This window comes from Streptomyces sp. NPDC005648, from assembly GCF_040605395.1.
GTDB lineage: Bacteria > Actinomycetota > Actinomycetes > Streptomycetales > Streptomycetaceae > Streptomyces.
On record NZ_JBEXCS010000073.1, the window covers coordinates 1 to 26,751 of the forward strand.

The following is a 26,751-nucleotide window of genomic DNA, read 5'->3' on the forward strand; positions in this document are numbered from 1 at the left end:
CCCCGGCCCCGGATCGAATGCGGGGCCGGGGCATCATGACGATCGCCATCCAACGACACCAAGGAGACGCAGCGCAGTGACGGAAGGCCTGAAATGGATTGGGCGGCACGCATTCGACAAACCGACGGCTGAGGGAATGCTCGGCGGGATCTCCATGACGGCAATGCGCGGGGTCCCTGTCCGGGATTTGCTGCTCAGGCTGGGCGCGAATGAGGAGGACATAGAGAGCGCTATCCCGTACCGGGACTTCCCCTCGTCCCGGGAGACACCCTGCATGTACGGCACGTCCGGCGAGTGGGCATACGTTCTGGAAGACCGAGGCTCGTGCACTTGGTGCGAATGGTTCTTCGAGGACGAGAAGAAGATGCGTCCCACGCCCGGGCAGGAGCTGATCTGCCTGAACGCGAATGTAGCGGTCAACCCGAGCTATCTCGTCTACGCGCCAGGCGACGGACACGTGTACCTGAACAACTGCGGCGACGATCTGACGCACCACCCGCATGCCGTGGAAGGCAGCAAGCTCGCCGCCCTCGCCGAGGGACTGAAACAGGCCGGGGCCATCTACCCCGAGGGATGCACAATCCCGCAATGGCATGCCCTTCTCGACGCGCAGGGAGATAGTCTGCGCGGCCTGGTGTGGCAGGCCGTCGGCGACATCCTGGGTATCCGCATCGCCCGGTCGGACGTGGAACAGGGCCGCTTGCCCGCAGCCAGGCTCACCGGCCCCTATGCGTAAGGCTGCGGGGCGGCGCGGATGGGTTCCGTCGCGCTGGCGAACGATCTCCCGGCGCCGCTCACTACCACGACCAGCCCGAGCACCCCATCCGGACCGCCACACCAGCCCCGTGGCCGGCGACTTCCGGATGGAATCAACTCAACGGGTGCCGACGGCGCGGAGCGTGGCGAGTACGAGTGTGCGGGTGATGGTGGTGATGTCGCTGAGGCGGACGTGTTCGTGTGGGCTGTGTGCGTGCCGGACGTCGCCGGGGCCGTACTGCAGGGTGGGGATGCCCGCGCCGCTGTACAGGCGCAGGTCGCTGCCGTAGGGGGCGCCACGTTCGGCGGGGCGGGGGCCGCGGGTGACGTCGGTGTGAGCGTCGGCGACCAGGGTGGCAAGGGGGTGTCCGGACGGCAGGCGTCCGCTGGCGAACTGGCCGCCGGGCCAGGTGACCGTAGCGGGGTGGGAGCGCAGCCAGGGGTCGGCGGCGCAGGCTTCGGCCACGCACGTCTCCAGATCGATGCGTGCCTGGGCCGGGTCCTCGTCCAGTCTGACGCCCAGTCTCCCTTCGGCGACCAGCAGGTCCGGCACGCTGCTGGCCCAGTCGCCGGCCTGAAGGGTGCCGACGGACAGCGGGTAGGGGATGGGGTATTCGGACATGAGGGGGTCGGGGCCGGTGTTGCGGCGGGCTTCCAGGCGGGCGAGCGCGCGGTGCAGGGGCAGGTAGGCGTCGATGGCGCTCACCCCGGCGTACCGGGTGCTGCCGTGGGTGGCCCGGCCGGGCACTTCGATACGGAAGGTCAGGGCGCCGGCGTTCGCGGTCATGAGCGCGCCGCTGGTCGGTTCGGTGATGATGCAGGCGTCACCGGTGTGACCGCGTTGCAGAGTGCCGAACGCGCCGAGCCCACCGTCCTCCTCGCTGACGACGAAGTGCGCGGACACCTGGCCGCGCAGCCTCGCTCCCGCGTCCCGTATCGCGGCCAGCGCGGCGAGTATCGCCACCACGCCGGCCTTCATGTCGCACGCTCCCCGGCCGTGCACCACGTCCCCGGCGACCCGGGGCAGGTAGGGGTCACCCTTCCACTGCGTCAGGTCTCCGGGAGGTACGACGTCGACGTGACCCTGGAGGACCAGGCTCGGCCCGTCGCCGAGGTGAGGCGTGGCGCCCACCAGGCCCCAGGCCTCGGTGCGCGGCGCCTCGCTGCCCGGGAAGCCGGGATGGGCACGCAGCTCGGGCAGGTTCATGGACCACAGGTCGATCTCGAGGTCCATGCGCTCCAGATGCCTGGCCAGGAGGTGCTGGAGCTCGGACTCCGCGGCGCTGCCCGTCACGCTCGGAACGGCGAGGACTTCCAGCAGCATCCGGGCGATGGCCGGCTCGTCCACCGCGGCCAGTGCCGAGGCTTCCACATCGCTCAGGGGTGCTGTCATCGAAAGTGTCTCCCTCGGGCAGGCGAGAATCAGGTCAGGCTGGAGACTACGGTCGGTCGGACAGCGCAAACAATCGCCATTTGCTGCCGGGGCCTATCATTTTCTTGCAATGATGTGGGGCTCGTGGCGAATCCTTGCGCCTTGCCCGGGCCTCCGAACATCGGGAGTGAGCCCATGGACGCCATCGACGCGGCGATCATCCGGTGCGTGCTGCGCAACGCGCGTGCCACGTACGCCGAGATCGGCAAGGCGGCCGGGTTGTCCGCGCCCGCCGCGAAGCGCCGGCTGGACCGCCTGGTGGCGACGGGCGCGATCCGCGGCTTCACCGCCCTCGTCGATCCTCAGGCGCTGGCCTGGCACACCGAGGCGTTCGTCGAGGTCTACTGCAGCGGCAATCCGACGCCCGCCGAACTGCGTCAGGCTCTCGAGGACATCCCCGAGGTCGTCGAGGCCTGTACCGTCTCCGGCGCCGCCGACGCGGTCGTTCACATGCTGGCCCGAGACATCCCCCACCTGGAAGAGGCCATCCAGCGCGTGCGCGCCACCGCGCCAGTGACACGGACCGAGAGCGCCATCGTGCTCTCCCGCCTGTTGAACCGGCCTCGCCTTTGACCGGCATCGCTCGGGGTGATGCAGCACCCTGACTTTGGGTAGATGGAGATCAAGGCGCCGCCGCACCAACCGCCACTAGCCTCAGGAATCGTCAAGTGCGCCCAGAAGGAGGGTGATGGCGCGGGTGGCGGCGGACCATTGCTCGGGGGTGAGTTCGGGAAGGTTCTGGGCGATGGAGTCGGGGATGGGGGTGTCCTCGATACGCCATGCCAGGTCGGAGACGAGGATGTCGGTGCCGGTGATCTTCAGTCCGGACCTCTCCTGTTCAGGGGCGTACGAAGGGCCCGAGACCGTGCCGTACTCCACGTGCTGGGCGCAGGCGAGGTTGTCGGGCGTGTCCGAGGCGGCTGTCAGCAGCGCCGTGCGGAATCCGGTCGTGAAGTCGGCGGGGGACGAGGTACCCCTGGCTCCCAACAGCATCCGTACCAGGTCCTGAGTGGTTCCGGTCGCGCGTACGGAGTCGTCTGCGTGGAAGAGGCAGTGCCGCAGTGTGTGTCGGGTGAGCCGGGCGTCGGAGAAATCGGCTGGGCCGTGGAAGGAAGCGCGCCCGTCGCGCGTATAGGGCAGGGTGAACGACACAGCGGAGAAGGACGCGCCCGCGAACGTCGTTCTCCCGTGGAACTGGGTACCCGTGAAGTCCCCGTGAGCCAGCCGGCATCCGCTCACGTCGAAGTCGATCAGGGTGGCTCCGGAGAGGCGTAGGTGTATGTCCTCCCAGATGGGCCGGTCGGTGGAGGGGCGGGTACGGTCGGCGAGCAGCTGTTGGGCGTGCCGCCGCGTTCGTGCTTCGCCGAACTGCCAGGGGGTGAGCGCGAAGAGGTCGGCGGTGACGTCGAAGGCCGGCGGCGTACGCAGATACGCGCATACGGTGTCCACCACACGCTGCCTGAACTCGGGCTGTGCGTCCCCGAGTTCACCGAGGATGCGCAGGCCGGTGAGGCGCACCTCGGGGTCGGGGTCGGCGAGCTGACCGTGGTACGGCGCGACGGACTCGTCGGGGATCAGGTGCTCGTAGCTCCCGGTGTCGGCATCCGGCGCGGCCGCGGTCCAGCCGAGGGGCCAGACCTGTTCCTCGGTGTGGGCGGTGGGGGAGAGCCTGGCGCCGGCGAGGTCGGCCGAGGGCTGCACGAGATGGACTCGTCCGCCGAAGACGGCCTGGTGGAACAGTGCCTCGCTGCCGAAGCGCGCCTTCCAGAACCAGGCGGCGCTGTCGAACCGGGCGTGGGTGAAGGACACTCTGCCGTGGAAACGTGCTCCGTCGCCGCCTTCCTCCCAGCTCTGGTAGTCGTCCTCCACTACGGCCAGGGGCCAGAGCGGGTCGTCCTCGCCTGGCTCGTCCCGGGCGACGGCACGCCAGGCCTCGATCTCCTCCCATGCCGGATCGTCCTCCGGCAGTGCCTCCTCACCCCGGCCGAACCAGGCGATCTCCTGGAAGCGGGCGCCCGAGAAGTCGGCGCCGGCCCGGAACCTCGTACGCCCGAACACGGCGCTGTCGCCGAACAAGGCGCCGGTGAAGTGCGCGTCGTTCTCCAGGACCGCCCTCTGGAACAGCGCCTCCCCGGCGAAATGGGCGCCGTCGAAGACGCAGTTGCCGCGGAAATGGGTGTCCGCGAAGCGGGCCAGGCCGAAACGGCAGCCGCTGAAGTCGACGTCCGGCAGTACGGCGCCGGTCAGGTCGATGTCGAGGCAGTCCGCGCAGCCGGCACCACACCCGGCACCGGCCGGGACCTGGTCTGTGGCCGGATGCCGGCGTGCCACGGCCGCGAGCGTGGCGGCCGCGGCCGACCGCAGGCCGACAGAACCGTCCGAGGCGTGCCCGAGGGCGCGCAGGTAGGCGCAGACGGTGTCGGCCACGGGTCGTCGTTGCGCGGGATGCGCCTGGGCCAATGCCTCCAACTCCCGCAACGCAGCGAGGTGGACAGCGATGTCCGGTCCGGCCAAGCGGTCGGCGGCATGCTGAAACGCCTCGAAGGCCTCCGGCCGCATCCTGGGTACCCCCTGCTGTCGGTCTCCCTGATCAACATACCGAACGCATGTCCGGCTGCGTGACCTGGTGTCATGATGTTCAAGATCCCGAGCGGGAGCTCCGAGTCGGCCTGACCGCGGGGCAGCCCTTAGCCCGCTGTCCGGCCTCAACTGTTCCACCGCCGGCGCGCGACCCTGGTGGCCATCGCCTTCAACAGCTAGCCCTGCGCGGTGAGTCGGGCCCGGTCGAAGCGTCGGGTGGCGAGGTCCTCGGGGCGGATGAGCCAGTAGAGGGTGCCCTCGTCGCCCCATACGGTCTTCGCGTCCGCGTCGCTGTCGAACTGGGCGAGCAGGATCCAGCGCTCGGCTTCCTGGTCCAGGGGCTCAGCGCCCCACGCATGCGTCCCGCCGAGTGCCGCGTTCGCGATGTCGTACTCCACAGGGCCCTGGACGGGCACGGCGTGGCCGCCGATCTGGTGACCGATGCGGGTGCGCAGACGGCCGAAGGCACGGAGGAACGACTTGAGTTCAGCCGGGGTTTCCCGGGGGTGGGGCCAGTGCCGGGTATCGCCGAGCAGGGCCTGCCGGACCTGGGGCAGCCACAGGTCGGGAGCGCTCTGCTCCGTGTCCGCGGACAACTCCACCCGTGAGAACGCGTCCAACGCCGGGGGCGCCTCCGCCGGGAAGACGGGGGTGTTCTCCGGGACGTACAACACCTGAGCCCCGGCCCAGGTTTCGGGGTCGTCAGCCGACACGAAGACGTCGTCGACCTGACCGTCGAAAAGGAAGAAGAGCAGCGTCCCGTCCTGCGGGAACCGCTCGGTGAGTCCCTCGCGGGGGAGCGCGGCACACCGCACCGAAGCCACGAAGGACAGCGGCCCGTGACCGGGCCACTGTGGCCAGCCGACCCCCGCCGGAAGTTCCGGGCTCCCGCCGAGGGCGGCCACGGTCTGCTCGCCGTCCGCCGTCCGACGAAGGCGTATGCAGGGCCGCAGAAGCGCTGTCCAGCGCTCGGCAAGATCGCCGGGAAGGTGCTCGGCGGCGAGCCGGGCGTATCGCTCATCGATCATGCAGCGCATCATCCCTGCTCCCGCTGACAACGCGGACGTCAGCCTCACGCGGCGCGCCGTCGGAGGTGGTCGCCGGGGTCAGAGAGGAGCCCCGCTGTGGTCCTTTGCGCACCGGCCGGCGTGGCCGGGACGACGGGCGGTTGTGCAAAACGTTTTGGGTCCTTAGCGTCTGCTGCCAACGAAAGGACAGGCGGCATGCGACGACTGATGGTGACGTCCTGCTCGGTGCTCGACGTGCCCGAGCAGGGGCCCTGCCGGGTGCGGGACGACCAGGACATCCTCGTCGAGGGCGGAGACATCACCTGGATCGGGCCCGCTGGCTCGGGCCCCCGGCGCGCCGACGCCGAGATCCTGGACGGGTCGGGTCTGCTCGCCGTACCCGGTCTGGTGAACGCCCACACGCACGGCCCGATGGTCCTGATGCGCGGAGCGGCCGAGGACGTCAGCGTCGAGGCGTGGTTCAACGAGCGGGTATGGCCGATGGAGGTCAACCTCACCCCGGACGACGTCCGGCTGGGCGCCGAACTGGCGTGCGCGGAGATGCTGCTCTCCGGGGTCACCGCGTTCGCCGATCACTACTTCCACGCCGAGCGCATCGCCGAGGCCGCCGTCGCCACCGGCATCCGGGCCGACATCGCCCCCACCTACTTCAGCAGCAGCGGCCGGGAGGCCCTGGAGCGCGCCGCCGAGACCGCCGTCGCCCTGCACGGTGCGGGCGGCGGACGGGTCAGGGCCTCGCTCGGGCCGCACGCGCCGTACACCGTGAACGACGACGATCTCGCGCGCATCGCCGACCTGGCCCGGGAGGCGGGACTGCGCGTCCACATCCACGCGGCCGAGCACCTGGAGCAGACGACGTCGAGTCTCGCCCGGCTCGGTGTCACGCCCATCGAGGTGCTGGAGCGCACCGGTGTCCTCGACGCCGGGGCGCTGATCGCCCACGGGTGCGGCATCACCGAGCCGGACCTACCCCGCCTCGCGGCCCACCGGGACCGTACGGCCGTGGCCTGCTGTCCGAAGGTGTATCTGAAGCACGCGTTGCATCCGCTCACCCCGGTACGGGATCTGCTGGCCGCCGGGGTGCCCGTCGCCGCCGGCACGGACGGCGCGGCGGGGCACAACACGCTGGATGTGTGGGAGGCCATGCGCCTGGTGGCGCTGACGCAGAAGCAGGCGGAACGGGACGCCACCTGGATGACGGTCTCGGACACCATCCGGGTGGCCACGCGGGGCGGGGCGCGGGCGCTTGGTCTCGGGGACCGGATCGGTGCGCTGGAGGTGGGCAGGGCGGCCGACATCGTCTTGGTGGACCTGCGCGGCCCGCACTGCCGTCCGCTGCACGATCCGGCCGCCGCACTGGTCTACAGCGTCCGGGCGAGCGACGTGCGCGACGTCGTGGTGGACGGGCGGATCGTCGTACGCGATCGCCGCCTGCTGACGGCGGACGTGCCCTCCCTGCTGGCCGGGATCGAGGCGAGGGTGCCCGCGCTCGTGGACACCTCGCACGGACGGGCGGTGCAGCACTATGACCCGTGAGCCGGAGGACGAGGACGGGCGGCGCAGACGGCGGCCCGCGTCGATCAAGGACGTGGCGGCGGCGGCCCGGGTGAGCCCCACGACCGTCTCCCACGTGCTCAGCGGCAACCGGCCGGTCGCGGAGGAGACCGCGGAGCGGGTGCGGGCCGTGGTGAACCGGCTCGGCTACGTCCCGGCGTCCACGGCCCGCAGTCTGCAGGCCGGTGCCACGAACGTCATCGGCCTGCTCGTCCCCGACATCACCAACCAGTTCTTCGCCGAACTCGCCAAGGGGGTGGAGGACGCCGGGCACGACCTCGGCTACGGGGTCATCCTGTGCAACACCGAGTTCGACCCCGCCCGCGAGGACCACTACCTGCAGCTGCTGCGCAACCGGTTCATCGACGGGATGGTGTACGCGGCCGGCTCGATGCCCTCCCGGGACCGACTGGCCTCGCTGCTCGGCCGCTTCCCCATAGCCCTCGCCGACGAGGTGGTGCCGGGCCTGCAGGACGAGACGATCCTGGTCACCGCCGACCACCGCAGAGGCGGACAGCTGATCGGCGAGCACCTCGGAGAACTGGGCCACCGTCGCGCGCTGGCGGTCAGCGGTCCGGCGGACCTGGTCAGCAGCGTGGAGCGGATCGCCGGCTTCAAGGAGGCGTTCGGCGCGGACGGGGTCACCGAGGTGGAGGGGGCGTTCGTCGAGCGGTCCGGCTACGACACGGTGGCCGACGCCCTGCGCAAGGCCGGCCGGCGAGGGCGTTTCACCGCGGTGTTCGCCGCGAACGACCTCATGGCCCTCGGCGCGGTCGCGGCCGTGGAGGACGCCGGGCTGCGCGTCCCCGACGACGTGTCCGTCGCGGGCTTCGACGACATCATGCTCGCCGGCCGGGTGCACCCGTCGCTCACCACGGTCCACCAGCCGGCCTACGACATCGGCCGGACCGCTGCGGCGCAGCTGCTGCAGTACGTCCACCGGGGCGAGGTCCCGCCCGCCTCCCGCCACATCCTGCCCGTGCGGCTCAAACAGCGCGCCAGCACGGCCGCGGTGCGCTGACCCGCCCCGCCCTCCCTCACACCACCACCGCACACCGAGCAAGGAGTCACGATGCCGCATGTCCTCGTCGTGGGTGAGTCATGGTTCACCCACTCCGTCCATCAGAAGGGGTTCGACTCCTTCCACACCAGTGAGTACGTCGAAGGAGCGGCGGTCTTCCTCGACGCGCTGCGTGACCGTGGCCACCGGGTGACGTATGTGCCGGCGCACCGGATAGACAGGGAGGTGCCCGACTCGGTCGAGGGCTTCGCCGCGTACGACGCCGTGGCCATCAGTGATGTCGGGGCCAACAGCTTCCAGCTCACACCTCCCACTTTCGCCCACTCCCTGCCCACGCCGGACCGCACGGAACTGCTGCGGGCCTACGTCGAGGGCGGCGGGGGGCTGCTGATGGTCGGCGGCTATCTCACCTTCACCGGGATCGATGCCAAGGCGCGCTGGGGGCGTACACCGCTGGCGGCCGCTCTGCCGGTTGACCTGTACGACCGGGACGACCGGGTGGAGCTGCCCGCCGGGGCCGCGCCCAGGGTGGTCTCGCCGCATCCGGTGGTCGAGGGGCTGGGGGAGCGCTGGCCTGATCTGCTCGGCCTCAACGAGGTGGCGGTGCGCGAGGGCGCCGACCTGCTCGCCGACTGCGCCGGCCATCCTCTGCTGGTGGTGGGCCGGTACGGGGCGGGCAGGTCCGCGGCCTTCACCTCCGACCTGGCGCCCCACTGGGCCCCGCCGGAATTCCTCGCGTGGGACGGCTACCCGTTGCTGTGGGACCGGCTGGTGCGCTGGCTGAGCGGGAAGACCGAGTCCCCGCCCATGGCCGCCTCCGTGCGGGAGAGGCGGCCCGTCTGATGGCCACGGCCCATATCTCCGCCGCCCCGGGCGACTTCGCGCCCGAGGTCCTCATGCCGGGCGACCCGCGCCGGGCCCGCCGGATCGCCAGGGAGTTCCTCGAGGACGCCCGGCTGGTCACCGAGGTGCGGGGCATCGAGGGATACACCGGCACCTGGCTCGGGCGACCGCTGTCCGTGCTGGCCTCGGGCATGGGCATGCCCTCCATCACCATCTACGCCACCGAGCTCTTCCGCCTCTACGGTGTGCGCGCCATCGCCCGGGTCGGCACCTGTGGCGGGATCCCGTCCTCGGTGGCACTGCGGGACGTGGTCGTGGCCACCGCCGCGCATACCGACTCCGCGATGAGCGCACAGCGGATTCCCGGTGTGCAGCTGAGCCACACGGCGACGTTCGAGCTGGTCGCGGCGGCGAGCGAGGCCGCGGCCGGGCAGAGCGGGGGCGTGCACATCGGAGCCGTCCTCACCAGCGACCACTTCTATCTCCCGCGGCCGGAACTGTTCGAGCGGCTCGCGGCGCACGGGACCCTGGCCGTCGAGATGGAGGCGGCCGGCCTCTACGCGACCGCCGCCGCCGAGGGCGGCCGGGCCCTGGCCGTCCTGACGGTGACCGACCACGTCCGCCACGAGGAGACGCTCACACCCGAGGAGCGCGAGGCGGAATTCGACCGCGCCGTGACCATTGCGGCGACCGCGCTCACGGTCACGGCCGAAACACATTCGTAGCAAGGGCAGACATAGCCAAAACGTTTTGCATTGCATAGCTTTTCGGCCAGCCGCACGCAATGCCCGAAAGCCCCCTCGAAGTCCCCTCGATGAGCAAGGAATACCGGACATGAACAAGATCAGAATTCTGGCGGCCGTCACGGCCCTGTCTGCCGTTCTCGCCGGATGCGGTTCCTCCTCCGGATCCGACACCGCGTCGAGCGGCTCGGATTCCGGGAAGCCGAGAATCAAGTTCGTGATCAACGGAACCCTCGGCGACCGCTCCTTCTTCGATTCCGCGTACGCGGGCCTGAAGAAGGCGGAGGCCCTCGGCTACTCGCTGAAGGTGGTGGAGCTGGGCAGCGACCGCACGAAGTGGCAGTCCGGGTTCGAGGACGCCGCGTCCGGCGACGACTACGACGTCCTGGCGGCGGGCACCGTGGACACCGCCGGTTTCATATCCAAGCTGGCCCCGGAGTACCCGGACAAGAAGTTCTGGCTTTTCGACTCCACCGTCGACTACACGGGCAAGAACGGCTGCTCCAACAAGTGCGCAAATGTGTACTCGGTCACGTTCAAGCAGAACGAGGCCGCCTACTTGGCAGGATTCCTCGCCGAGAAGCTCGTGGCCGGGAAATCCCTTCCCGGGGCCGCCGGCGACACCAAGGTCGGGGTGATGGGCGGCGTGCAGATCCCGGTCATCGAGGATTTCGTCGTGGGCTTCAAGGCCGGCTTCAAGGCGGCCGGCGGAAACCCGTCTTCCGGTGTCCTGGTCCAGTACGTGGGCGGTCAGAACCCCTTCGGCGACCCTGCCAAGGGCAAGGAGATCGCCTCGTCCATGTACGAGCAGGGCGCCGCCCTGGTGTGGCCGGTGGCCGGATCCTCGGGCCTGGGCGTGTTCGAGTCCGCCGTGGCCGCCAAGCGGTACACCTTCGGCGTCGACTCCGACCAGTACAAGACCCTCACCGACCCCGCCCAGCAGCAGACCGTGGTCACCTCCATCCTCAAGAACGCGGGCAACGCCCTGTATCTGGCGGCCAAGCAGAACAAGGCGGGCAGCCTCGCCTACGGCAAGCCGGCCTCGGTCGGCCTCACCGAGAACGGCGTGGGTTACGTCGACAACGCCAACTTCGAGAAGTTGGTGCCGTCGGCCCTGCGTACCGAGCTCAAGGACCAGGCGGCGAAGATCGCGTCCGGCGCGGTCACGGTCCCGTCGGCCTTCTGAGAACGACTCCGGCCGGAAGGAGCCTCGTGGACCAGCAGCAACCCCCGCTCGCCCTGGACGTCAGGGGCCTGGGCAAGACGTATCCCAACGGCACCCGGGCGGTGCAGGACATCGACCTCCAGGTCGCCGGGGGCGAGATACGGGCGATCGTCGGACAGAACGGCGCCGGCAAGTCGACGCTGATGAAACTGCTGTACGGGCTGGAGCAGCCGTCGAGCGGCGAGATCCGCGTCCGCGGTGAGCGGGTCAGGCTCTCCACTCCCCAGGACGCCATCGCGCTCGGCATCGGCATGGTGCACCAGAACCTGATGCTGGTGCCGTCGTTCACCCTCGCCGAGAACGTCGTCCTGGGTGTGGAACCGGGCCCCGCGGTCCGCGTCGACCGGGCTGCCGCCGCGGAACGCACCGCGGCCCTCGCCGAGGAGGCCGGGCTCGCGGTGGACCCGTACGCGAGAGCCGAGTCGGTGAGCGTCGGCATGCGGCAACGGGCGGAGATCCTCAAGGCCCTGCACCGGGGCGCCCGGATCCTCATCCTCGACGAGCCCACGGCGGTGCTCACCCCACAGGAGACCACCGACCTGTTCGAGGCCGTACGCCGGCTCCGCGACGGCGGGATGACCGTGCTGTTCATCTCCCACAAGCTCAAGGAAGTACGGGAGATCAGCGACCGCGTCACCATCATGCGCGCCGGGCGCGTGACCGGCACCGTACGCACCGAGGAGTCCACGCCCGCCGAGCTGGCGTCGATGATGGTGGGCCGCGAGCTGTCCCTGGAGGTGTCCAAGCCGCACGCCCGTCCCGGCGCGCCGGTCCTGCGGGTACGCTCCCTGGGCTCCGGGCCGGGGGAGGGGCAGCCCCTGCACGACGTCTCCTTCGACGTCGCCGCCGGCGAGATCGTGGGCCTGGCCGGCGTCGAGGGCAACGGACAGACCGAACTCGTCGAGATCCTCGCCGGACTGCGGCGCCCCACCACGGGATCCGTGACCGTCGACGACACCGACGTCACCCTGCTCGACGCCGCGGCCCACCGCGCGGCCGGCATCGCCCACGTCCCCGAGGACCGCCTCGCCAACGGCGCGGCCCTGGACCAGTCCGTCACCGACAACCTGATCGTCGACCGCCACGACCGTCCCCCGCTCGCCCGCCACGGCCGACTGCACACGCGCAGGGCGCGCAGGCTTGCCGAGCAACTGATCCAGCGCTACGCGATCCGGGTCCCGCACCCCGCCGTACCGGTCGGCGCGCTGTCGGGAGGCAACCTGCAGAAGGTGGTCGTCGCCCGTGAACTGTCCGCCCGGCCACGGGTGTTGCTGGCCGCACAGCTCACCCGGGGCGTCGACATCGGCGCCATGCACTTCATGTACGAACGGCTCATCGAGGCCCGCGACGCGGGCGCCGCCGTGTTCCTCGTCTCCGCCGACCTCGGCGAACTGCTCGCTCTCTCGGACCGGCTCCTGGTCATCAAGGACGGCCGCCTGACCGCCCGGTTCGACGACCCCGCCGACCTCACCGAGGAGCAGGCAGGCCTCTACATGCTCGGCGTCGAACACCACCCGGCCGGGCGGATCGCCCACGGACTCACCCCGGCAGGCACCCCATGACCACCGTTCCCCGCAACGCGTCCGACGACCACCGCGCCTTCGCCGAGTCCACGCCCGCCACGGAACAGGAGGGCCGCCGCGACTTCCTCACCGCCAGGCGACGCTCGGCGGTGGTGGAACTGTCGATGACCGTGCTCACCGTCGTCGCGGCCGTCCTGATCGCCTTCCTGGTGGTCCTGGCCACCGGCAAGGACGCCTCCGGCGCCATGGACGCACTGCTCACCGGCCCGCTGGAGCGCACGCCCCGGATCGGCCGCTGGCTGGCCGACGCCACGACGCTCGCCCTGCTCGGCCTGTCCGTCGCCATCCCCTTCCGCGCCCGGCAGATCAGCCTCGGCGCGGAGGCCCAGGTGTACACCGGCGCGCTGGCGGCGGCCCTGGTGGCCATCAACCTCCACCTCCCGCCGGTCCTCGCGGTCCTCGTCCCGCTCGCGGCGGCGGCCCTCGTCGGCGGCGCGCTCGGCGCGGTGCCCGGGGTGATGAAGGCGCGCCTCGGCGCCAACGAGATCGTGGCCACCCTCATGCTCAACGCCGTGGTCGTTCGCGTCTTCGACTGGCTGCTGACGAACCATCTGAAGGCGCCGTCCAGCGCTGCCGTCCAGTCCGCCCCGATCCGCCCCGACGCGGCCCTGCCTCTCCTCACGAACATCTTCGGAGTCCCGCTCGACCAGGCCAACGTCGGCCTGTTCGGCATGCTGGCGATCGCCGCCGCCGTATGGTTCCTGCTCGCCAGGACCCCGCTCGGCTATCGCATCCGGATGACCGGCTCGAACCCGTCCTTCGCCCGGTACGGCGGCATCGACGTGCCCCGGACCATCGAGTGGAGCTTCGTCCTGGGAGGCGCCCTGGCCGGGCTCGCGGGCGCGCACCTGGTCCTCGGCATCTACGGCGGGCTGCAGCCGGACATGGCCGGCGGCCTCGCCTTCGAGGGCATCGTCGTCGCCCTGCTCGCCCGCAACAACCCGATCGCGGTGGTCGGCGCCGCGCTCCTGTACTCGTATCTGCGCGTCGGCGGTGACGTGATGGAACAGCAGACGGACGTCGGCTCCGAGACGGTGATCATCATCCAGGCCGTCATCGTCCTCCTGGTCACGGCGCGTGCGCTGCCCGACCTCGTCAAGCGGTATCTCGCGCGGAAGGGGGCCCGCTGATGGGTCCGGTTCTCGACGTCGTGTTCAGCGCCGGGTTCCTCGCCGCGGTGCTGCGGGTCTGCACACCGTACGTGCTGGCCGCCCTGGGCGGTCTGATCGCCGAACGGGCCGGTGTGCCCAACATCGCGCTGGAGGGCTCGATGCTCTCGGCCGCCTGTACCGGCGCCCTGGTCGCCGGATACAGCGGCTCGGTGTGGGCCGGCGCCCTGTGCGGGATCGCGGCGGGCTGCCTGCTCGCCCTGCTACTGGGCGTACTGCACCTGCAGCTGGGCGCGGACGCGATCATCGCGGGCATCGGGATCAACCTGCTGGCGTCCGGCGCCACCGCCTACGCCGTGTACGCGCTGCTCGGTGACAAGGGCGGCACCAGCCGGCTGCACAGCGGCACCCTGCCCACCCTCGACCTGCCCCTGCTCGGTGACATCCCAGGCCTCGGCACCGTGGTCGACGGCCAGAACCTGATGACCTGGATCGCCGTCGCGGCGGCCCCGGCGGTCGCCTGGCTGCTGCTGCGGACCCGGTTCGGGTTCCATCTGCGCGCGGTCGGCGAATTCCCGGACGCGGCACGGTCCGTCGGCATCCGCGTCGGCCGGGTCCGGTTCATCGCCCTGGCACTCAGCGGCGCCCTGGCCGGAGCGGCCGGGGTGTTCCTGAGCATGGGGGCGGTCTCCTTCTTCGTCACCGACATGACCGCCGGCCGCGGCTACATCGCGCTTGCCGCCGTCTACCTCGGCATGCTCCGCCCCTGGGGCGTGTTCCTGGCCGCACTCGGCTTCGGCGCCGCCGAAGCCCTCGCCGTCCAGCTCGGCAACCTCTCCGTGCCGTCCCAGTTGGTCTCCGCGCTCCCGTACGCCTTCACCCTGCTGGCCCTGGCGGTCTTCGCCCACCGCCGCCGACGGCCCGCCCCCACCGGGGACGCGATCCCGTCTCCCGCCAAAGCCTGACCACGCCGACCGGGGCCCCGGGCCCCGTCAAGGAGCACTCACCCTCATGCGCCTGCGTACTGCCCGCGGCCGGTTCATCGCGTCGCTCCTCACCCTCGCGACACTGCCGGCCCTCACCGCGGCCGCTCCCAGAACCACCACTCCCGTTCCCCGCCTGGACTTCATCGGCGAACAGGATCTGCCGAACGCGCTGTCCTTCCAGGGCACCACCGTCGGCGGACTGTCCGCCATCAGCTACGACGCCGCAACCCGCTCCTACTACCTGATCAGCGACGACCGCTCGGCGACCGGCCCGGCCCGTTTCTACACGGCCCGCGCGGTGTTCGCGCACGGACGCCTCAGCGGAGTCGAACTCACCGGCACCCACCCCTGGCTGCGCCCCGACGGCAGCGTCTACCCGCCGACCTCCACCCCCGCAGGCCAGCCCGCGACCATCGCTCCCGACCCCGAGGGCATCGCCGTCGACCCGCGCGGCGGCGGTCTGGTGTGGACCAGCGAAGGCGAACGGATCGTCCCGGCCGACGCCCCCGCCGTGCTCGGAGACCCGGCGATCAGACGGGCGACCGTGACCGGCCAGGACATCGGCGCGCTCCCCCTGCCACCGCAACTGCACATGAACGCGCAGCCCGTCGGCCCCCGTCGCAACCAGACACTGGAAGGGGTCACCTTCACCCCGGACGGCCGCCGGATCGTCACGGCCATGGAAGACCCCCTCTACCAGGACGGCGCCGACCCCACCCCCGCCCACGGCGCCCTGACCCGCCTCACCGTCCACGACGCCCGCACCGGACGGCCGACGGCGCAGTACGCCTACCCCCTCGAACCGCTCTTCGCGACTCCTCCTGCCGGCAGCACCGACACCAACGGAGTCAGCGATCTCGTCGCACTCGGCCATGACCGCTTCCTGCTGCTGGAACGCGCCTCGATCTTCAGCGCCAACGACTGGAAGGTCCGGATCTACCTCGTCGACCTGCACAACGCGACCGACGTCCTCGGCCGTGACTCCCTGACGGACGGCCCGGTGACACCGGTCCGCAAGACGCTCGTCACGGACCTGTCCGACGTGCCCGGTCTGCAGCGCGTCGACAACATCGAAGGCATCACCCTGGGCCCGCGTCTTGCGGACGGCCGTCGTACCGTGCTGCTGGTCTCCGACGACAACTTCTCCTCCATCCAGACGACCCAGTTCCTCGCCTTCGCCGCCACGGACCTCTGACGCGCCACCTCACATGGGCCTGTCGGAACGCGTGTCAGTGCGCCCCTCTACGGTGCGGCCATGTCTGACGGTCCGATTCCCGATGTCTCTGAGGCTGATTGCGTGGTGATGGATGTGGGGTCGGCCGATCCCGGGCTCCTGGTGCATGCCGATCCGGCGCGGGGGCAGGCGTTGCTGGATGTCGCCTCGGGGCCGACCGGCCGGCTGACGGCGGCGGTGTACCGGGAGTCGGCGCATCTGCACCGCGACGCCGACGCTCGGTTACGCCGCGATCTGCCGGCCCTCGACGCCGCCCGCTACGGGGCGTCCGAGGTGGCGGCTCGCGTCGCCTCCCTGCCGCTGCCGGGCGACGGCGGACATGACTGGAAAGTGACGTGGGCGAGCGGCGAACTGCTCCGGTTCCTCGCACGCGTGCGCCCTGCTCTCCTCGGACGCGCATCGAGTGGCGGCCGCGCGGGGGCAGGAGCCTGCTTGCGGAAGGGCTCTCCGTGCCGAGAGGCTCGGAGGGGGTCTGATGGGCGCGTCCTGGAGGTCCAGCGTGATCGGCTACAGCTGAGCACCGATTCCGGTCAGTGCCCGGACCTCCATCTCCGCCTGCTTGTCAGGATCCGCGGGGCGCCTGCTGAACATGGTGCCGAGATATCCGCACAGGAACGAGAGCGGAATCGACACGATGCCGGGATTCATGAGCGGGAACAAGTGGAAGTCGACGCTCTTGATGATCGACGTAGGGGTACCCGAGACCGCCGGCGAGAAGACGATGAGCGCGAGGCAGGACACCAGACCGCCGTAAATGCTCCACAGCGTCCCCGAGGTGTTGAAGCGTTTCCAGTACAGCGTGTAGAGCATCGTCGGCAGGTTGGCGGAGGCAGCGAGTGCGAGGGCCAGTGAGACGAGGAAGGCGACGTTCTGGCCGTCGGCCACGATGCCGCCGATGATGGCCAGGAAACCGATCACGACCGCTGTCAGTCGGGCCACCCGGATCTCGGAGCGGGGATCGGCCTTGCCCTGCCGTATCACGTTGGCATAGACGTCATGGGCAAAGGAAGCCGAAGCCGCCAGGGTCAGACCGGCCACGACCGCCAGGATCGTGGCGAAGGCCACCGCCGAGACCACGCCCAGGAGTACGACTCCACCCACACGGAAGGCGAGCAGAGGCGCCGCAGAGTTCTCCCCGCCGGGAGCGTGGACGATCGCGTCGGAACCGACCAGGGCGGTGGCGCCGTAACCGACGACCAGGATTCCCAGGTAGAACGTGAACATCGACCAGGAGCACCACACCACCGATCTGCGCGCCTCCTTGGCGTCGGGCACGGTGTAGAAGCGCATCAGCACGTGCGGCAGGCTGGAGATGCCGAGGACCAGGGCGAGGGCCAATGAGACGAAATCGAGTTGGCTCGTCGCGTTGTGGCCGTAAAGGCTGCCAGGATTGAGCAGTCGCTCGCCCAACGGGCTGTTCTGCGTGGCCTGGTGCAGCAGCGCCGAGAAGCTGAAACCGAACTTGCCGATGATGAATACGCTCATGAAGGTCACACAGACCAGGAGCAGACCGGCTTTGATGATCTGTACCCAGGTCGTGCCCTTCATGCCGCCCACCAGCACATAGAGGAGCATGACGACGCCCACGCCGCTGATGAGGAGGGCCTGCCCGCCCCTGGTGTGCACGCCCAGCAGCAACGCGATCAGCCCGCCCGCTCCGGCCATCTGGGCGAGCATGTAGAAGAACGTGATCACCAGGGTGGCGTTGGCCGCAGCAGCCCGCACCGGGCGCTGTCTCATGCGGAAGGCCATCACGTCACCCACGGTGAACCGCCCGGTGTTGCGCAGCCGTTCACCGATGAGCAGGAGAGCGACAAGCCAGGCGACCAGCCATCCGACGGAGTAGAGGAATCCGTCGTAACCATGGACGGCGATCGCCCCGGAGATTCCCAGGAAGGAAGCCGCGGAGAGGAAGTCCCCGGACAGCGCGATGCCGTTCTGCACACCGGTGAAGGCGCCGCCGGCGGCGTAGTAGTCGGATGCCGTCTGATTGCTGTTGGTGACCTTGTAGACGATGAACAGAGTGATGGCGACGAATATCAGGAACACGCTCAGATTGAGCATGGGACTGCCGGTCGAGTCGGCGGCAATCTGTCGTGTCATTCCTTTTCCACTCCCGCCAGTTCGTGGATCCTGTCCACTTCCGGATCGAGCTTCTTCCCGGCGAAGCGCCGGTACGCCAGGACGATCATGATCGTGGACGCGAACTGCATCAGACCGAGGACAGTACCCACGTTGATCTCGCCCGCGACCTTGCGGCCCATGAACCCGTGGGCGTAGGCGGAAAGCAGCGCGAACGTCATGTACCAGAGGAAGAAGAGCGCGCTCATCGGGAAGACGAACAGCCGCAGCCGTCTGCGCAGCCGGGCGAACTCCTCGCTCTGCTGGATCTCCGGGTAGTTGGGCTCGCCGTCGCGACGGGGGTCGTTGAACTCCCGTCGGGCAGGCCGCTCGGACAATGGGGAGGTGGGCGGCCCCGCCGGTCTGGTCACGTTCCTCTTCCTGGGTATTCGGGCAGGAGGGCACACGTGTGCCTCTGCGGCGAGCGAGACCATTCAATGCCCCTAGCAGTCGCCAACCGAAGGCGACTTGATCCTTTCTTTGCTCACCGTTCACCGAACTGAGTCTTGAGGGCACGGCGCGGCCCACCGGCCCACCGAATGTGCGGGACGTGTGAGTAACGGGTTGGTTCGCCCTGGCCGATGGATGCGGAGCCGCATTGTTGCCGTTGGCCTCGCTGTTCTAAACTCACCTGGGTTCCACAGCACTTGGCGGGTGGGCACCCGATGCCCGGCATCGGTTCGCATTCGGGAACCTGGAGATGGAACAGCTTTTGAAATGCGGGCGTCCCCGTTGTGCTCAGGTGAAAACCCGGGAGAAAACAGCATCGTGACTGGTACGTGCGAGCAAGCAGTTCCGAATGCGGAGCTCCTGTCGTGACCGCGGCCAGGCACGCGGCGACGCGGCCGGTACGGCCGTCGCGAGGGGCTTCGCTCGTGCAGTGGCGCAACTGGCCGCTGCTGGTGAAGCTGGCGGCGGTGCTGGTCGTGCCCGTCCTGCTCGCCGTCGGTCTGGGCGTCGTCCAGATCCATGACGACGTCACCCGCGCCAACTCCTACGCGGACATGCAACGCCTGGTCACCATGCGCGGCCAGCTGCGGACTCTGCTGGACTCCCTGCAGAGGGAACGCACGATGTCCGTCGAACGACTCAGTGCCCAGCACGCCCGAGCCGTGGACGATACCGCTGATCTGCGGCAGCAGCAGCGCAGCGTCGACCGTGCCCGCACCACCGTCGCCCACACCAGGAAACTGGACATCGACCTGGCGGGCGTTGCGGCGAATCGTTACCGCGAGACCGTCGGCCTCCTGGACCGCCTGCCCGCCCTGCGCACCCAGGTCACGTCCGCACGTATCGGTTCCTGGACCGCGCTCAACGACTACGGCACGATCATCACGGGGCTGCTCCATCTGGACCAGGCGCTCGTCAGCAAGTTTGACACCCCCCAACTCACCAGGTATGCGACCGCGTTGTACGACCTGGAGGCCGGCGAGGAGCAGGTCCACCTCGAACACGCGATTCTGCTCCAGACAGCCGGCCGAGGCCGTCCGACGACCCCGACGCTCATGAAGGCACTGCAAGAGGCCGACATACGACTGCGGGACAGGCGCGGTGACTTCCAGGCCCTGGCCACCGCCACGGAATTGAGCGGATACCAGCGGACAGTCACCGGCCCCGCCGTCAGCCGCCGTGCGCACGTGGTGAGCGCCGTGCTGGCGACGCCCGTCGCGTCGGGCGCGAAGAAGCACAACACCCGCTTGCTGCCGACCTCGGTCGAGAATTGGAACCGCGACTCGCAGACCACCGCGACGCTCATCGACAAGGTGTCGGACGGATTCCTCTCCAAGCTGCGCACATCGGCGGCCCAGCTGCAAGACCGGACGAGCAACCAGGCGGGCATGGCGTCCGTCATCCTCTTCGCCGTGCTCCTGCTCGCCCTCGCCATCGGTCTCGGCATCGGCAGGCATCTGCTGCGCTCGCTGACCGTCCTGCGCTCGACGGCACTCGAGGTGGCGGAACACCGCCTGCCGGCCGCGGTCGAGAGCATGCGCGAGGGCAGGCAGGCCAACACGGTGGTCGATGTCGTACCCGTCCACACCACAGAGGAGTTCGGTCAGCTCGCCAGGGCGTTCGACACCATGCACGCCCAGGCCGTACGTCTGGCGGCGGAGCAGGCCGCACTGCGAGGTGACCTCAGGAACACCCTCGTCAACCTCTCCCGGCGCAGCCAGAGCCTGGTGGACCGGCTGCTGCTGCTGATGGAACAGCTGGAGCGGCACGAAGAGAACCCGGAGCAACTGGCCAGCCTCTTCACGCTCGATCACCTGGCGACGCGGATGCGGCGCAACAACGAGAACATGATGATCCTGTGCGGCAGCACCCTGGTGCGCTCCACCCACCCCGCGGCGCTCGACACCGTGCTCAGGGGCGCCGTCTCCGAGATCGAGCACTATCAGCGCGTGCACGTTCAGCCTGGCCTTCCCGTCGAGGTGATCGGGTATGCGGCCGGTGACCTGGTGCGGCTCCTGGCCGAACTGCTCGACAACGCCACCACGTTCTCCCCGCCACACAGCCGGGTCGTCATCGGCGGCACCCGCCAGTCCGACGGCTCGCTGCTGATCGAGATCCAGGACGGGGGGATCGGGATGAGCGAGCGCGACCTGGCCTCGGCCAACCGGCGCGTGGCGACGGCCGCCGCCACGGACGCGCCCGCGTCACGGCAGCTGGGGCTGCTCGTGGTCGGCCGCCTGGCCGGCCGGCACGGCATCGCCGTCGACCTGAGCGCGCAACCGGGCGTCCCGGGACTGCGGGCTCGTGTGCTGGTACCGGTCAAGTTGGTCACGGCGCAGGCGCCGGCCCGCGCGGACCAGCCGGGCACCATGGCCGAACGCCCCGCCGCCCCGCTTCCGACGCGGACGCGAGGAGGCCGGTCGAGCGGCGGGCGGGCCGAGGGCGGCCGGACGAACGGCGCTGACACGGCGTCGGGCCCGCCGCAGCGGCCCTTCGCCCTCACCGCAGCGGCGACGGCAGCCGGCAGCGCCGGCAAAACCGTGGACGCATCCGCGTCAGGGGCCGCGAAGGAGCCCGACCAGTCGCCAGGCATCACCGCGGCCGGGTTGCCCAAGAGGGTTCCGCGTACGCGACCAGCTCCGGCCCGAAGCGAGCAATCCCCCTCGGGGGACGAAGCCGCCGCGAGCCAGCACGCCCGCCGCACCCACAGCTTCCTCAGCAGCTACCAGTCGGGCATCCGTCGGGCGCAACCCGACCAGACGCACAATCCATCGGCGACGGGCAGGAAAAACCCATGACACCAACCCACTCCACGGAGGTGAGCCAGTTCGGATGGCTGGTCACCAACTTCACGGAGCGAGTGCCCGATGTAGCGCACGCCGTGGTCATCTCGGCCGACGGGCTGCTGCTCACCGCCTCGGACCAGCTGGCGGATGACCGTGCCGAGCAGCTCTCCACCATCGCGGCGGGTGCCATCAGCCTGATCCAGGCCGCCGCCGACTGCATGGACACCGGGTACGCGCTGCGTACGGTGATCCAGATGGAGCACGGCAACATGCTGATGATGTCGATCCGCGACGGCTCGTGTCTGGTGGCCCTGGCGGCGCCGGACTGCGAGATCGGCCAGATCGCCTTTGAGATGACCGTGCTCGTCGACCAGGTCGGCGAGATGCTGACTCCGGAACTCCGTACGGAGTTGCAGCGGTTCCAGCAGGCTGCGGCCCGATAGCCCGACGGAGAGACCATGAGCACCGGTGAAGGCCCGTCCGGCTTTCGAAGAGACCAGCAAGCGGAGGACGAACAGACCTTCGCCGACGTGCTCAACGCGTTCAGTTTCGGCACCGGACGACGACGGTGGAAGTCGGCCGGCACGCGTGGCACGCCGAAGGACACGACGCACGACGAGAGCGAAGCCGCGCCGCCGTCCGCCCCACAGCCGAACGTGGAGCCGGAAGCACCGGCGTCCTTCGTCCGCGCCTACGCCTGGACGGCCGGCCGTACCAGCTCGCACCATCACTTCGCGGTCGAGACCCTCGTCACTGCCGCCGGTCCGCGCAGCGTCTCCGGCGCTGCCACCCAGTGGGACCACGCGGTGCTCGATCTATGCCGGGAACCACGGTCGGTGGCCGAGGTGGCGGCGCTCGTCGGGGTGCCGCTGGGGGTGGCCAAGGTCCTCCTTGGTGACATGACGGATCGCGGGATGATCATCGTCCACGAGGCGGCGACCGAGGCCGGCGACGCCCCGACCACAGCACTGATGGAGAGAGTGCTGATCGGACTGCGCCAGCTCTGAACCTGCTCCTGTGGGCTGACTGCGCACAGTACGGGCGTCGCTCTTGGTGCGGCGCCTGGACACAGTGCACCGCCTGGGTCGGCAGCCCGGCTGTGGACCCCGACGCGTAGCCGAGCCCGAATGCCAGACCTCGCCCGCGGGGGTCCGACCGAAGTGTTTTGTGCGGGACTTGTCGGCTGCCGCCACGGGATGGTGCCACCGTCACCGAGTCGCAGGGCGTGTTCCCATAGGGGCCTTGCCGTCAACCAGGCGCCATCACAGCGCCATTGCGGTTCAGACCGCCCCGGCCGGGGTGGTCGGATACGGGCAACTGTGCACCAGGGCCCGCAAGTTGGGGACTCTGCGCCGGGGCCGGTGCGGAGGGCACCGGCAGCTTCGGCGATGGTCTGCCCCGGAACCTGCTCGCGCGGCATGTTCAGCAGTTCGAGGCGAACCGCTCTGACCAGGATGGTGTCCCGCTGGGTGTTGTAGCGGATCAAGTGTCCGGAATCCGCAGTTCGGGGAGGGTGACTCCGCCGGACCGGATGTTCAACGCGCCTCTGCGGGGGCGCCTCGCGGGCTGCCGTCCGGAGATCGTCAGGGGCCTCGTGCCGGAACGAGTAAGGCTTGATCCCTTACACCACGACACGGGACACGACCCCAGGAGCCCACATGACACACCGCAACGAACAAACGAACCAGAACTCCACGACTCCGGACTCCGCGGCGCCCTCACGTTTTCGGCGCCCCCGTCGACTCAAGCGGGGACGCCGCTGGGCAATCGGCGCCCCGGAGATCGCGAGCACGGTGCCCTGCGGGCCTCTTCGGGTGCGCCCCGTAGTCGCAGCGGCCAGGTCCTCGAAGACTGAGGCATAGGCGGACACAATCGCCGTCAACGGGTCGTCCAATGGGTTCACGGGGCGCTCCTCACGCACGTCGATTCCGAGCGCTCGATCAGGTACTCGCGTTCTCAAACCGTCACGGACGCGCGCGCCTCGCGAATCACCTTGACGGTCTCGTTCGGGTGGGCGTGCATCACCAAGTGAGTGCGAGGAGTCGACCTCATTGACATCCTCCGCTCCCTGAGGGGAGGGGATTCCTGGCTCAGGCTGCCTCTGGGAGCAGCGCTCCCGGAGGTCTTACGCCCTCGACACCAGCCGGGTTGAGACCAGCCCGGACGAGCATCACGCGCGCGGAGTTCTTGTCCCGGGGGGAGACGACTCCGCACGCGGTGCAGGCGTAGGTGCGTTCCGAAAGAGGGAGTGCGTGCTTGGTTCTCGCTCCGCACGACGCGCAGTCCATGGTGGTGTGCGCGGGGTGCACGAGACGGATGTCCCGCCCGTGCTTGCGGCCCATTTCGATCAGGGCCGTCTTCGTGGCGCCGATCGCCGCGTCAGCGGCTTTGCGGGCCATGGTCGATTTCGCGAGGAACTTCGCACGGAAGTCCTCGACGGCGATGGCGTCGTGGTCGCGGACGACGCGCTTGGCCCACTTGCGGGCCGTGTCCTGCCGCTGCCGGGCGATTTTCGCGTAGGTCTTCGCCCGCCATTTCTTCGCCTCGCGGTAGCCCTTCGAGGCGGCATGCCCCTTCTTCGGCTTGCGACGCGCCACCATCCGGTCGTACCGGGTCAGCCTGCCCTGGGCGTTGCGGCCGTGCTGCGGGTGCGGGAGGTCGTGGGCGTCGGATGTGGTGGTGGCGGTTTCCTTGACGCCCCAGTCGACGCCGAGGACGGCGCCGGTCTCGGGGAGCGGATGCACCTCGATGGCGACGACGAACGACGCGTACCAGTGCCCCACCACGTCTCGGTACACACGCACCGACGAGGGTACGGCCGGGAGTTCACGCGACCACACCACGGTCAGGGCGATGCCGCCCGCGACGTGGAGACGCCCGTCCTTGAGGCGGAACCCGCGCTGCGTGTAGTTCAGCGTGGGCTGCGCCTCGCGTTTCTTCTTCGGCTTCGGCATGCCCGCGCGCTGCTTGACCGGGAGGCGGTCCTTGATGTCCTTCCGCGCTTTGGCACGGGACTTGGCGAAGTCACGGATCGTCTGCTGCTGCGGCACCGACGCGCCTTCCCGGAGCCACGGCAGTTTCGCGCGGGCTTCGGTCAGCATCTTGTCGAGCTGCGCCGGGCCGCACGTCAGCTTGTCGCCGGGGTTGGCCCGGTTGTGGGCGTGTGTCTGGCGGGACTTGGCGACGGCCTCGTTCCACACCCACCGGCACTTGCTCCATTCGGCGAGGAGCGCCGTGCGGGCGGTGGACGACACGCGGAGCCGGTAGGTGTACCGGGCATGCCCGGCGCCCTCCGATATTTGTGGTGTCGTCATGCCACCATTCTACCACTACAGTTGAGGCATGGATCATGAAGTTCGCATCACGCTCAGGCTGCCCGCTGACCTGCATGAGTGGCTGGTCGCTCAGGCCAAGTCCGCCCGCAGGTCCCTCAACTCCGAGATCCTGCACCGGCTTGAGGTCGGGCACGGCGGCACCTCGGCAGACGACCAATCGCCCTGAGGGCGATTACTCTTTCCTTGCCCTGCTCCGCAGGGTTCCGATTCCTCCCCGGCCTGAAGGCCGGGGCATCCTCGGAGGTATCCGGTGAGCGGAGCGGTCCTGGAACTCGGCGCGGTCGGCGTAGGGCACCCCCAGCAGCTCGCTGATCACCAAGGACGGCACCGGCGGCGCGAAGTTCGACACCAGATCGGCCGGCTTGCCGGCTCGTTCCATGTCGTCCAGCGCCGAATCCGCGATCTCGGTGATCCGTGGCTGAAGCCGGCGCATCCGGCGCACCGTGAACTCCGGGGTCGGCATCCGGCGCAACCGCGTGTGCTCCGGCGTGCCGAGCCCGATCAGGTTCCCGGTCCGTATCGCCTCCGCTCCTCCGCGCTCACCCGGGTCGAGCCACCAGGTGTGCCGCCCGTACGGAAGGTACTGCTGAACCGGGGCGGGTCCGACAGCACCTCGCGTACATTCTCGTAGGGAAGAACGAGATACGCGGGCACGCCGAACGGCGCCATCATCCGCACTACGCCTTCGCCGTCGCGGGCCTGGGCCAGTTCCTCGACCGGGTGGAAGCCGTTGCGCCGCATCTGCAGCGGCACCTCCGGCGTTACCGGCATTGTCTGTCCACGCTCCTGGCTGTTGTGGAGCACTCTGTGTCGGCGTCGCGTCAGGCCGACAAGGTGGCCGCATAGGACACGCCGGTCAAGTCCTCCGAGAGCTGCCACAGTCGCCGCGCGGTCTCCGAGTCCTCGGCCGCGGGGTCCGGACGGACCATCGTGGGATGTCCCCGCAGCTCTCGGAAGCCGTGGGGGCCGAGGAACTGTCCCCCTTCGACAGTGGGCGCGGTCGCCGCGTACAGCTGGGGCAGGGCGCCCGTCGATGGCGATCGCCGGCAGGGCGCTTTCATCGCCGCCGATCCACCAGTGCTGGGCCTGCGGGTCGAGGCGGAACCGGCCGCCTGGGCCGGCGACGGCGATCTGGTCGCCGACTGCTGCCTGTTCGGCCCACGCCGACGCCGCTCCCGTGCCGTGGAGAACGAACTGCACTTCGAGGATGCCGGCGGCCGGGTCGTATCGGCGTGGGGTGTAGGTGCGGATGATCGGTCGGTCGGGCGGCCGGCTCGGGCCAGACCAGCCCGTCGGAGCCGAACTCCGGCAGCGCCGGGGCCTGCTGCCCGGGCGCGGGCAGGAACACCTTGATGTGCGCGGTCGGCGACTCGAGGGAGAACCCGTCCAATGCGGGGCCGGCGAGCAGCACCGACACCAGCCGCGGGGCCAGCCGAGACACGCCCACCACGCTCACCGGACGGATCACCGGCCGCCGCCGCCCCGACGGCCCCGCGGCGGGCGATTCCGGGCCGGCCGGTGCCGGAGCGTTCCGCGGTTGGTCTGCTCTCGCGCCGCCAGCCACGACCGGTTCAGGGGAGGCGAGGTAAGAGGGGGCGGCTTCATCCGGCGCGGGTTCGGACACTGTCATCCATCTCCTCGACTACCTCCGATAGAGGTGTGGCTCCGATAAGAGTGTGGCTGGTCCTCAACGAGGCCGCACGGCGCGGCCACCGCGTCCGCCCGCTCGTACGCAACCCCGACGCCCTCCAGGCCCCGGCCGGCGTTTCGAACTGATCCAGGGCACGCCCGCCGACATCGACGACATCCGCAAGGCCGCCGGCGGAACGGAGGCTGTGCTCAGCGCGCTCAACAACTCCCGCGCCTCTGACAGCCCCTGGGGCAACCCGTCAACCCGCCCATGTTCATGACCGACGTCGGCTACGACGACCCGGCCGACGGCTCACTGCGCGCTTCGCCGACCTG

At 69.8% G+C, this 26,751-nt stretch carries 22 protein-coding genes and 2 pseudogenes; 15 read left to right on the plus strand and 9 right to left on the minus strand.

Going from position 1 to position 26,751, the window contains the following annotated elements; all coding sequences use genetic code 11:
* Positions 1 to 76: 76 nt before the first annotated feature.
* Complete coding sequence (locus ABZT17_RS32485) at positions 77 to 736, plus strand: hypothetical protein (protein ID WP_356354131.1); 660 nt, start codon at positions 77 to 79, stop codon at positions 734 to 736.
* Positions 737 to 874: 138 nt separating this feature from the next.
* On the opposite strand, the gene ABZT17_RS32490 is transcribed toward ABZT17_RS32485, so the two are convergent.
* Complete coding sequence (locus ABZT17_RS32490) at positions 875 to 2,149, minus strand: ArgE/DapE family deacylase (RefSeq protein WP_356354133.1); 1,275 nt, start codon at positions 2,147 to 2,149, stop codon at positions 875 to 877.
* Positions 2,150 to 2,323: 174 nt separating this feature from the next.
* Here ABZT17_RS32490 and ABZT17_RS32495 point away from each other — a divergent pair, with 174 nt between their 5' ends.
* Positions 2,324 to 2,761: an Lrp/AsnC family transcriptional regulator gene (locus ABZT17_RS32495; RefSeq protein ID WP_356354135.1), complete on the plus strand. Its 438-nt coding sequence runs from the start codon at positions 2,324 to 2,326 to the stop codon at positions 2,759 to 2,761.
* A gap of 81 nt (positions 2,762 to 2,842) precedes the next feature.
* Here the strand turns inward: ABZT17_RS32495 and ABZT17_RS32500 are convergent, their stop codons facing one another.
* Both ABZT17_RS32500 and ABZT17_RS32505 read right to left on the minus strand, forming a co-directional pair.
* Positions 2,843 to 4,615, minus strand: coding sequence for a pentapeptide repeat-containing protein (locus ABZT17_RS32500; protein ID WP_356354137.1), 1,773 nt, complete (start codon positions 4,613 to 4,615; stop codon positions 2,843 to 2,845).
* A gap of 329 nt (positions 4,616 to 4,944) precedes the next feature.
* The gene (locus ABZT17_RS32505; protein ID WP_356354139.1) at positions 4,945 to 5,796 is read right to left on the minus strand and encodes a YwqG family protein; all 852 of its coding nucleotides are present in this window, start codon (positions 5,794 to 5,796) and stop codon (positions 4,945 to 4,947) included.
* Positions 5,797 to 5,991: 195 nt separating this feature from the next.
* Here ABZT17_RS32505 and ABZT17_RS32510 point away from each other — a divergent pair, with 195 nt between their 5' ends.
* From ABZT17_RS32510 to ABZT17_RS32550, 9 genes are all read left to right on the plus strand, one after another.
* Positions 5,992 to 7,332, plus strand: a complete 1,341-nt coding sequence (locus ABZT17_RS32510) for an amidohydrolase (protein WP_356354141.1) — start codon at positions 5,992 to 5,994, stop codon at positions 7,330 to 7,332.
* A complete protein-coding gene (locus tag ABZT17_RS32515) occupies positions 7,322 to 8,371 on the plus strand; it encodes a LacI family DNA-binding transcriptional regulator (protein WP_356354142.1) in 1,050 nt (349 codons plus the stop codon). Before ABZT17_RS32510 ends, ABZT17_RS32515 begins: the two co-directional genes overlap by 11 nt.
* 51 nt (positions 8,372 to 8,422) lie before the next feature.
* On the plus strand, positions 8,423 to 9,214 hold the full coding sequence (locus ABZT17_RS32520) for a glutamine amidotransferase (RefSeq protein WP_356354144.1): 792 nt from the start codon (positions 8,423 to 8,425) through the stop codon (positions 9,212 to 9,214).
* Entirely contained in the window at positions 9,214 to 9,939 is a 726-nt protein-coding gene (gene deoD / locus ABZT17_RS32525; protein ID WP_356354146.1) for a purine-nucleoside phosphorylase, read from the plus strand. The genes ABZT17_RS32520 and deoD overlap by 1 nt, the downstream gene beginning before the upstream one ends.
* A gap of 109 nt (positions 9,940 to 10,048) precedes the next feature.
* Complete coding sequence (locus ABZT17_RS32530) at positions 10,049 to 11,143, plus strand: BMP family ABC transporter substrate-binding protein (protein WP_356354148.1); 1,095 nt, start codon at positions 10,049 to 10,051, stop codon at positions 11,141 to 11,143.
* Between the two features lie 26 nt (positions 11,144 to 11,169).
* Positions 11,170 to 12,744, plus strand: coding sequence for an ABC transporter ATP-binding protein (locus ABZT17_RS32535; protein ID WP_356354150.1), 1,575 nt, complete (start codon positions 11,170 to 11,172; stop codon positions 12,742 to 12,744).
* Entirely contained in the window at positions 12,741 to 13,895 is a 1,155-nt protein-coding gene (locus tag ABZT17_RS32540; RefSeq protein ID WP_356354152.1) for an ABC transporter permease, read from the plus strand. The genes ABZT17_RS32535 and ABZT17_RS32540 overlap by 4 nt, the downstream gene beginning before the upstream one ends.
* Positions 13,895 to 14,839, plus strand: coding sequence for an ABC transporter permease (locus ABZT17_RS32545; RefSeq protein ID WP_356354154.1), 945 nt, complete (start codon positions 13,895 to 13,897; stop codon positions 14,837 to 14,839). The genes ABZT17_RS32540 and ABZT17_RS32545 overlap by 1 nt, the downstream gene beginning before the upstream one ends.
* A gap of 46 nt (positions 14,840 to 14,885) precedes the next feature.
* Complete coding sequence (locus ABZT17_RS32550; RefSeq protein WP_356354156.1) at positions 14,886 to 16,055, plus strand: esterase-like activity of phytase family protein; 1,170 nt, start codon at positions 14,886 to 14,888, stop codon at positions 16,053 to 16,055.
* Between the two features lie 546 nt (positions 16,056 to 16,601).
* Here the strand turns inward: ABZT17_RS32550 and ABZT17_RS32555 are convergent.
* Positions 16,602 to 18,197 (minus strand): cation acetate symporter, encoded by a 1,596-nt coding sequence (locus tag ABZT17_RS32555; protein ID WP_356354158.1) that lies wholly within the window; start codon positions 18,195 to 18,197, stop codon positions 16,602 to 16,604.
* Positions 18,194 to 18,586, minus strand: a complete 393-nt coding sequence (locus tag ABZT17_RS32560) for a DUF485 domain-containing protein (RefSeq protein ID WP_356354160.1) — start codon at positions 18,584 to 18,586, stop codon at positions 18,194 to 18,196. Before ABZT17_RS32560 ends, ABZT17_RS32555 begins: the two co-directional genes overlap by 4 nt.
* Before the next feature lie 504 nt (positions 18,587 to 19,090).
* On the opposite strand from ABZT17_RS32560, the gene ABZT17_RS32565 reads away from it, so the two are divergent.
* Genes ABZT17_RS32565 through ABZT17_RS32575 form a run of 3 tightly spaced genes read left to right on the plus strand, consistent with a single transcriptional unit; the run spans position 19,091 to position 22,458 of the window.
* The gene (locus ABZT17_RS32565) at positions 19,091 to 21,463 is read left to right on the plus strand and encodes a nitrate- and nitrite sensing domain-containing protein (protein WP_356354162.1); all 2,373 of its coding nucleotides are present in this window, start codon (positions 19,091 to 19,093) and stop codon (positions 21,461 to 21,463) included.
* The gene (locus ABZT17_RS32570) at positions 21,460 to 21,894 is read left to right on the plus strand and encodes a roadblock/LC7 domain-containing protein (protein ID WP_356354164.1); all 435 of its coding nucleotides are present in this window, start codon (positions 21,460 to 21,462) and stop codon (positions 21,892 to 21,894) included. Before ABZT17_RS32565 ends, ABZT17_RS32570 begins: the two co-directional genes overlap by 4 nt.
* A 15-nt stretch (positions 21,895 to 21,909) precedes the next feature.
* Complete coding sequence (locus ABZT17_RS32575) at positions 21,910 to 22,458, plus strand: DUF742 domain-containing protein (RefSeq protein ID WP_356354166.1); 549 nt, start codon at positions 21,910 to 21,912, stop codon at positions 22,456 to 22,458.
* A gap of 1,083 nt (positions 22,459 to 23,541) precedes the next feature.
* Here ABZT17_RS32575 and ABZT17_RS32580 read toward each other — a convergent pair.
* The gene (locus tag ABZT17_RS32580) at positions 23,542 to 24,765 is read right to left on the minus strand and encodes a transposase (RefSeq protein ID WP_356354168.1); all 1,224 of its coding nucleotides are present in this window, start codon (positions 24,763 to 24,765) and stop codon (positions 23,542 to 23,544) included.
* Between the two features lie 28 nt (positions 24,766 to 24,793).
* Between ABZT17_RS32580 and ABZT17_RS32585 the strand changes: the two genes are divergently transcribed.
* Positions 24,794 to 24,952: an Arc family DNA-binding protein gene (locus tag ABZT17_RS32585; RefSeq protein ID WP_356354170.1), complete on the plus strand. Its 159-nt coding sequence runs from the start codon at positions 24,794 to 24,796 to the stop codon at positions 24,950 to 24,952.
* 90 nt (positions 24,953 to 25,042) lie between these two features.
* On the opposite strand, the pseudogene ABZT17_RS32590 reads toward ABZT17_RS32585, so the two are convergent.
* From ABZT17_RS32590 to ABZT17_RS32600, 3 genes and pseudogenes are all read right to left on the minus strand, one after another.
* Positions 25,043 to 25,273 (minus strand): annotated as a pseudogene (locus ABZT17_RS32590) (cytochrome P450); the annotation flags it as partial.
* A 14-nt stretch (positions 25,274 to 25,287) separates the two neighbouring features.
* On the minus strand, positions 25,288 to 25,557 hold the full coding sequence (locus tag ABZT17_RS32595; protein WP_356354193.1) for a hypothetical protein: 270 nt from the start codon (positions 25,555 to 25,557) through the stop codon (positions 25,288 to 25,290).
* Positions 25,558 to 26,101: 544 nt separating this feature from the next.
* Positions 26,102 to 26,416: pseudogene (locus tag ABZT17_RS32600) on the minus strand (siderophore-interacting protein); the annotation flags it as partial.
* Positions 26,417 to 26,751 lie beyond the last annotated feature (335 nt).

Excerpts from the sequence above, each read along its gene's own strand:
- deoD (WP_356354146.1), top strand. The coding sequence starts at position 9,214 with ATGGCCACGGCCCATATCTCCGCCGCCCCGGGCGACTTCGCGCCCGAG.
- ABZT17_RS32595 (WP_356354193.1), bottom strand. The coding sequence starts at position 25,557 with ATGCCGGTAACGCCGGAGGTGCCGCTGCAGATGCGGCGCAACGGCTTC.
- ABZT17_RS32520 (WP_356354144.1), top strand. The coding sequence starts at position 8,423 with ATGCCGCATGTCCTCGTCGTGGGTGAGTCATGGTTCACCCACTCCGTC.
- ABZT17_RS32555 (WP_356354158.1), bottom strand. The coding sequence starts at position 18,197 with ATGACACGACAGATTGCCGCCGACTCGACCGGCAGTCCCATGCTCAAT.
- ABZT17_RS32490 (WP_356354133.1), bottom strand. The coding sequence starts at position 2,149 with ATGACAGCACCCCTGAGCGATGTGGAAGCCTCGGCACTGGCCGCGGTG.
- ABZT17_RS32510 (WP_356354141.1), top strand. The coding sequence starts at position 5,992 with ATGCGACGACTGATGGTGACGTCCTGCTCGGTGCTCGACGTGCCCGAG.
- ABZT17_RS32545 (WP_356354154.1), top strand. The coding sequence starts at position 13,895 with ATGGGTCCGGTTCTCGACGTCGTGTTCAGCGCCGGGTTCCTCGCCGCG.
- ABZT17_RS32505 (WP_356354139.1), bottom strand. The coding sequence starts at position 5,796 with ATGATCGATGAGCGATACGCCCGGCTCGCCGCCGAGCACCTTCCCGGC.
- ABZT17_RS32550 (WP_356354156.1), top strand. The coding sequence starts at position 14,886 with ATGCGCCTGCGTACTGCCCGCGGCCGGTTCATCGCGTCGCTCCTCACC.
- ABZT17_RS32515 (WP_356354142.1), top strand. The coding sequence starts at position 7,322 with ATGACCCGTGAGCCGGAGGACGAGGACGGGCGGCGCAGACGGCGGCCC.
- ABZT17_RS32575 (WP_356354166.1), top strand. The coding sequence starts at position 21,910 with ATGAGCACCGGTGAAGGCCCGTCCGGCTTTCGAAGAGACCAGCAAGCG.
- ABZT17_RS32585 (WP_356354170.1), top strand. The coding sequence starts at position 24,794 with ATGGATCATGAAGTTCGCATCACGCTCAGGCTGCCCGCTGACCTGCAT.
- ABZT17_RS32570 (WP_356354164.1), top strand. The coding sequence starts at position 21,460 with ATGACACCAACCCACTCCACGGAGGTGAGCCAGTTCGGATGGCTGGTC.
- ABZT17_RS32580 (WP_356354168.1), bottom strand. The coding sequence starts at position 24,765 with ATGACGACACCACAAATATCGGAGGGCGCCGGGCATGCCCGGTACACC.
- ABZT17_RS32495 (WP_356354135.1), top strand. The coding sequence starts at position 2,324 with ATGGACGCCATCGACGCGGCGATCATCCGGTGCGTGCTGCGCAACGCG.
- ABZT17_RS32540 (WP_356354152.1), top strand. The coding sequence starts at position 12,741 with ATGACCACCGTTCCCCGCAACGCGTCCGACGACCACCGCGCCTTCGCC.
- ABZT17_RS32530 (WP_356354148.1), top strand. The coding sequence starts at position 10,049 with ATGAACAAGATCAGAATTCTGGCGGCCGTCACGGCCCTGTCTGCCGTT.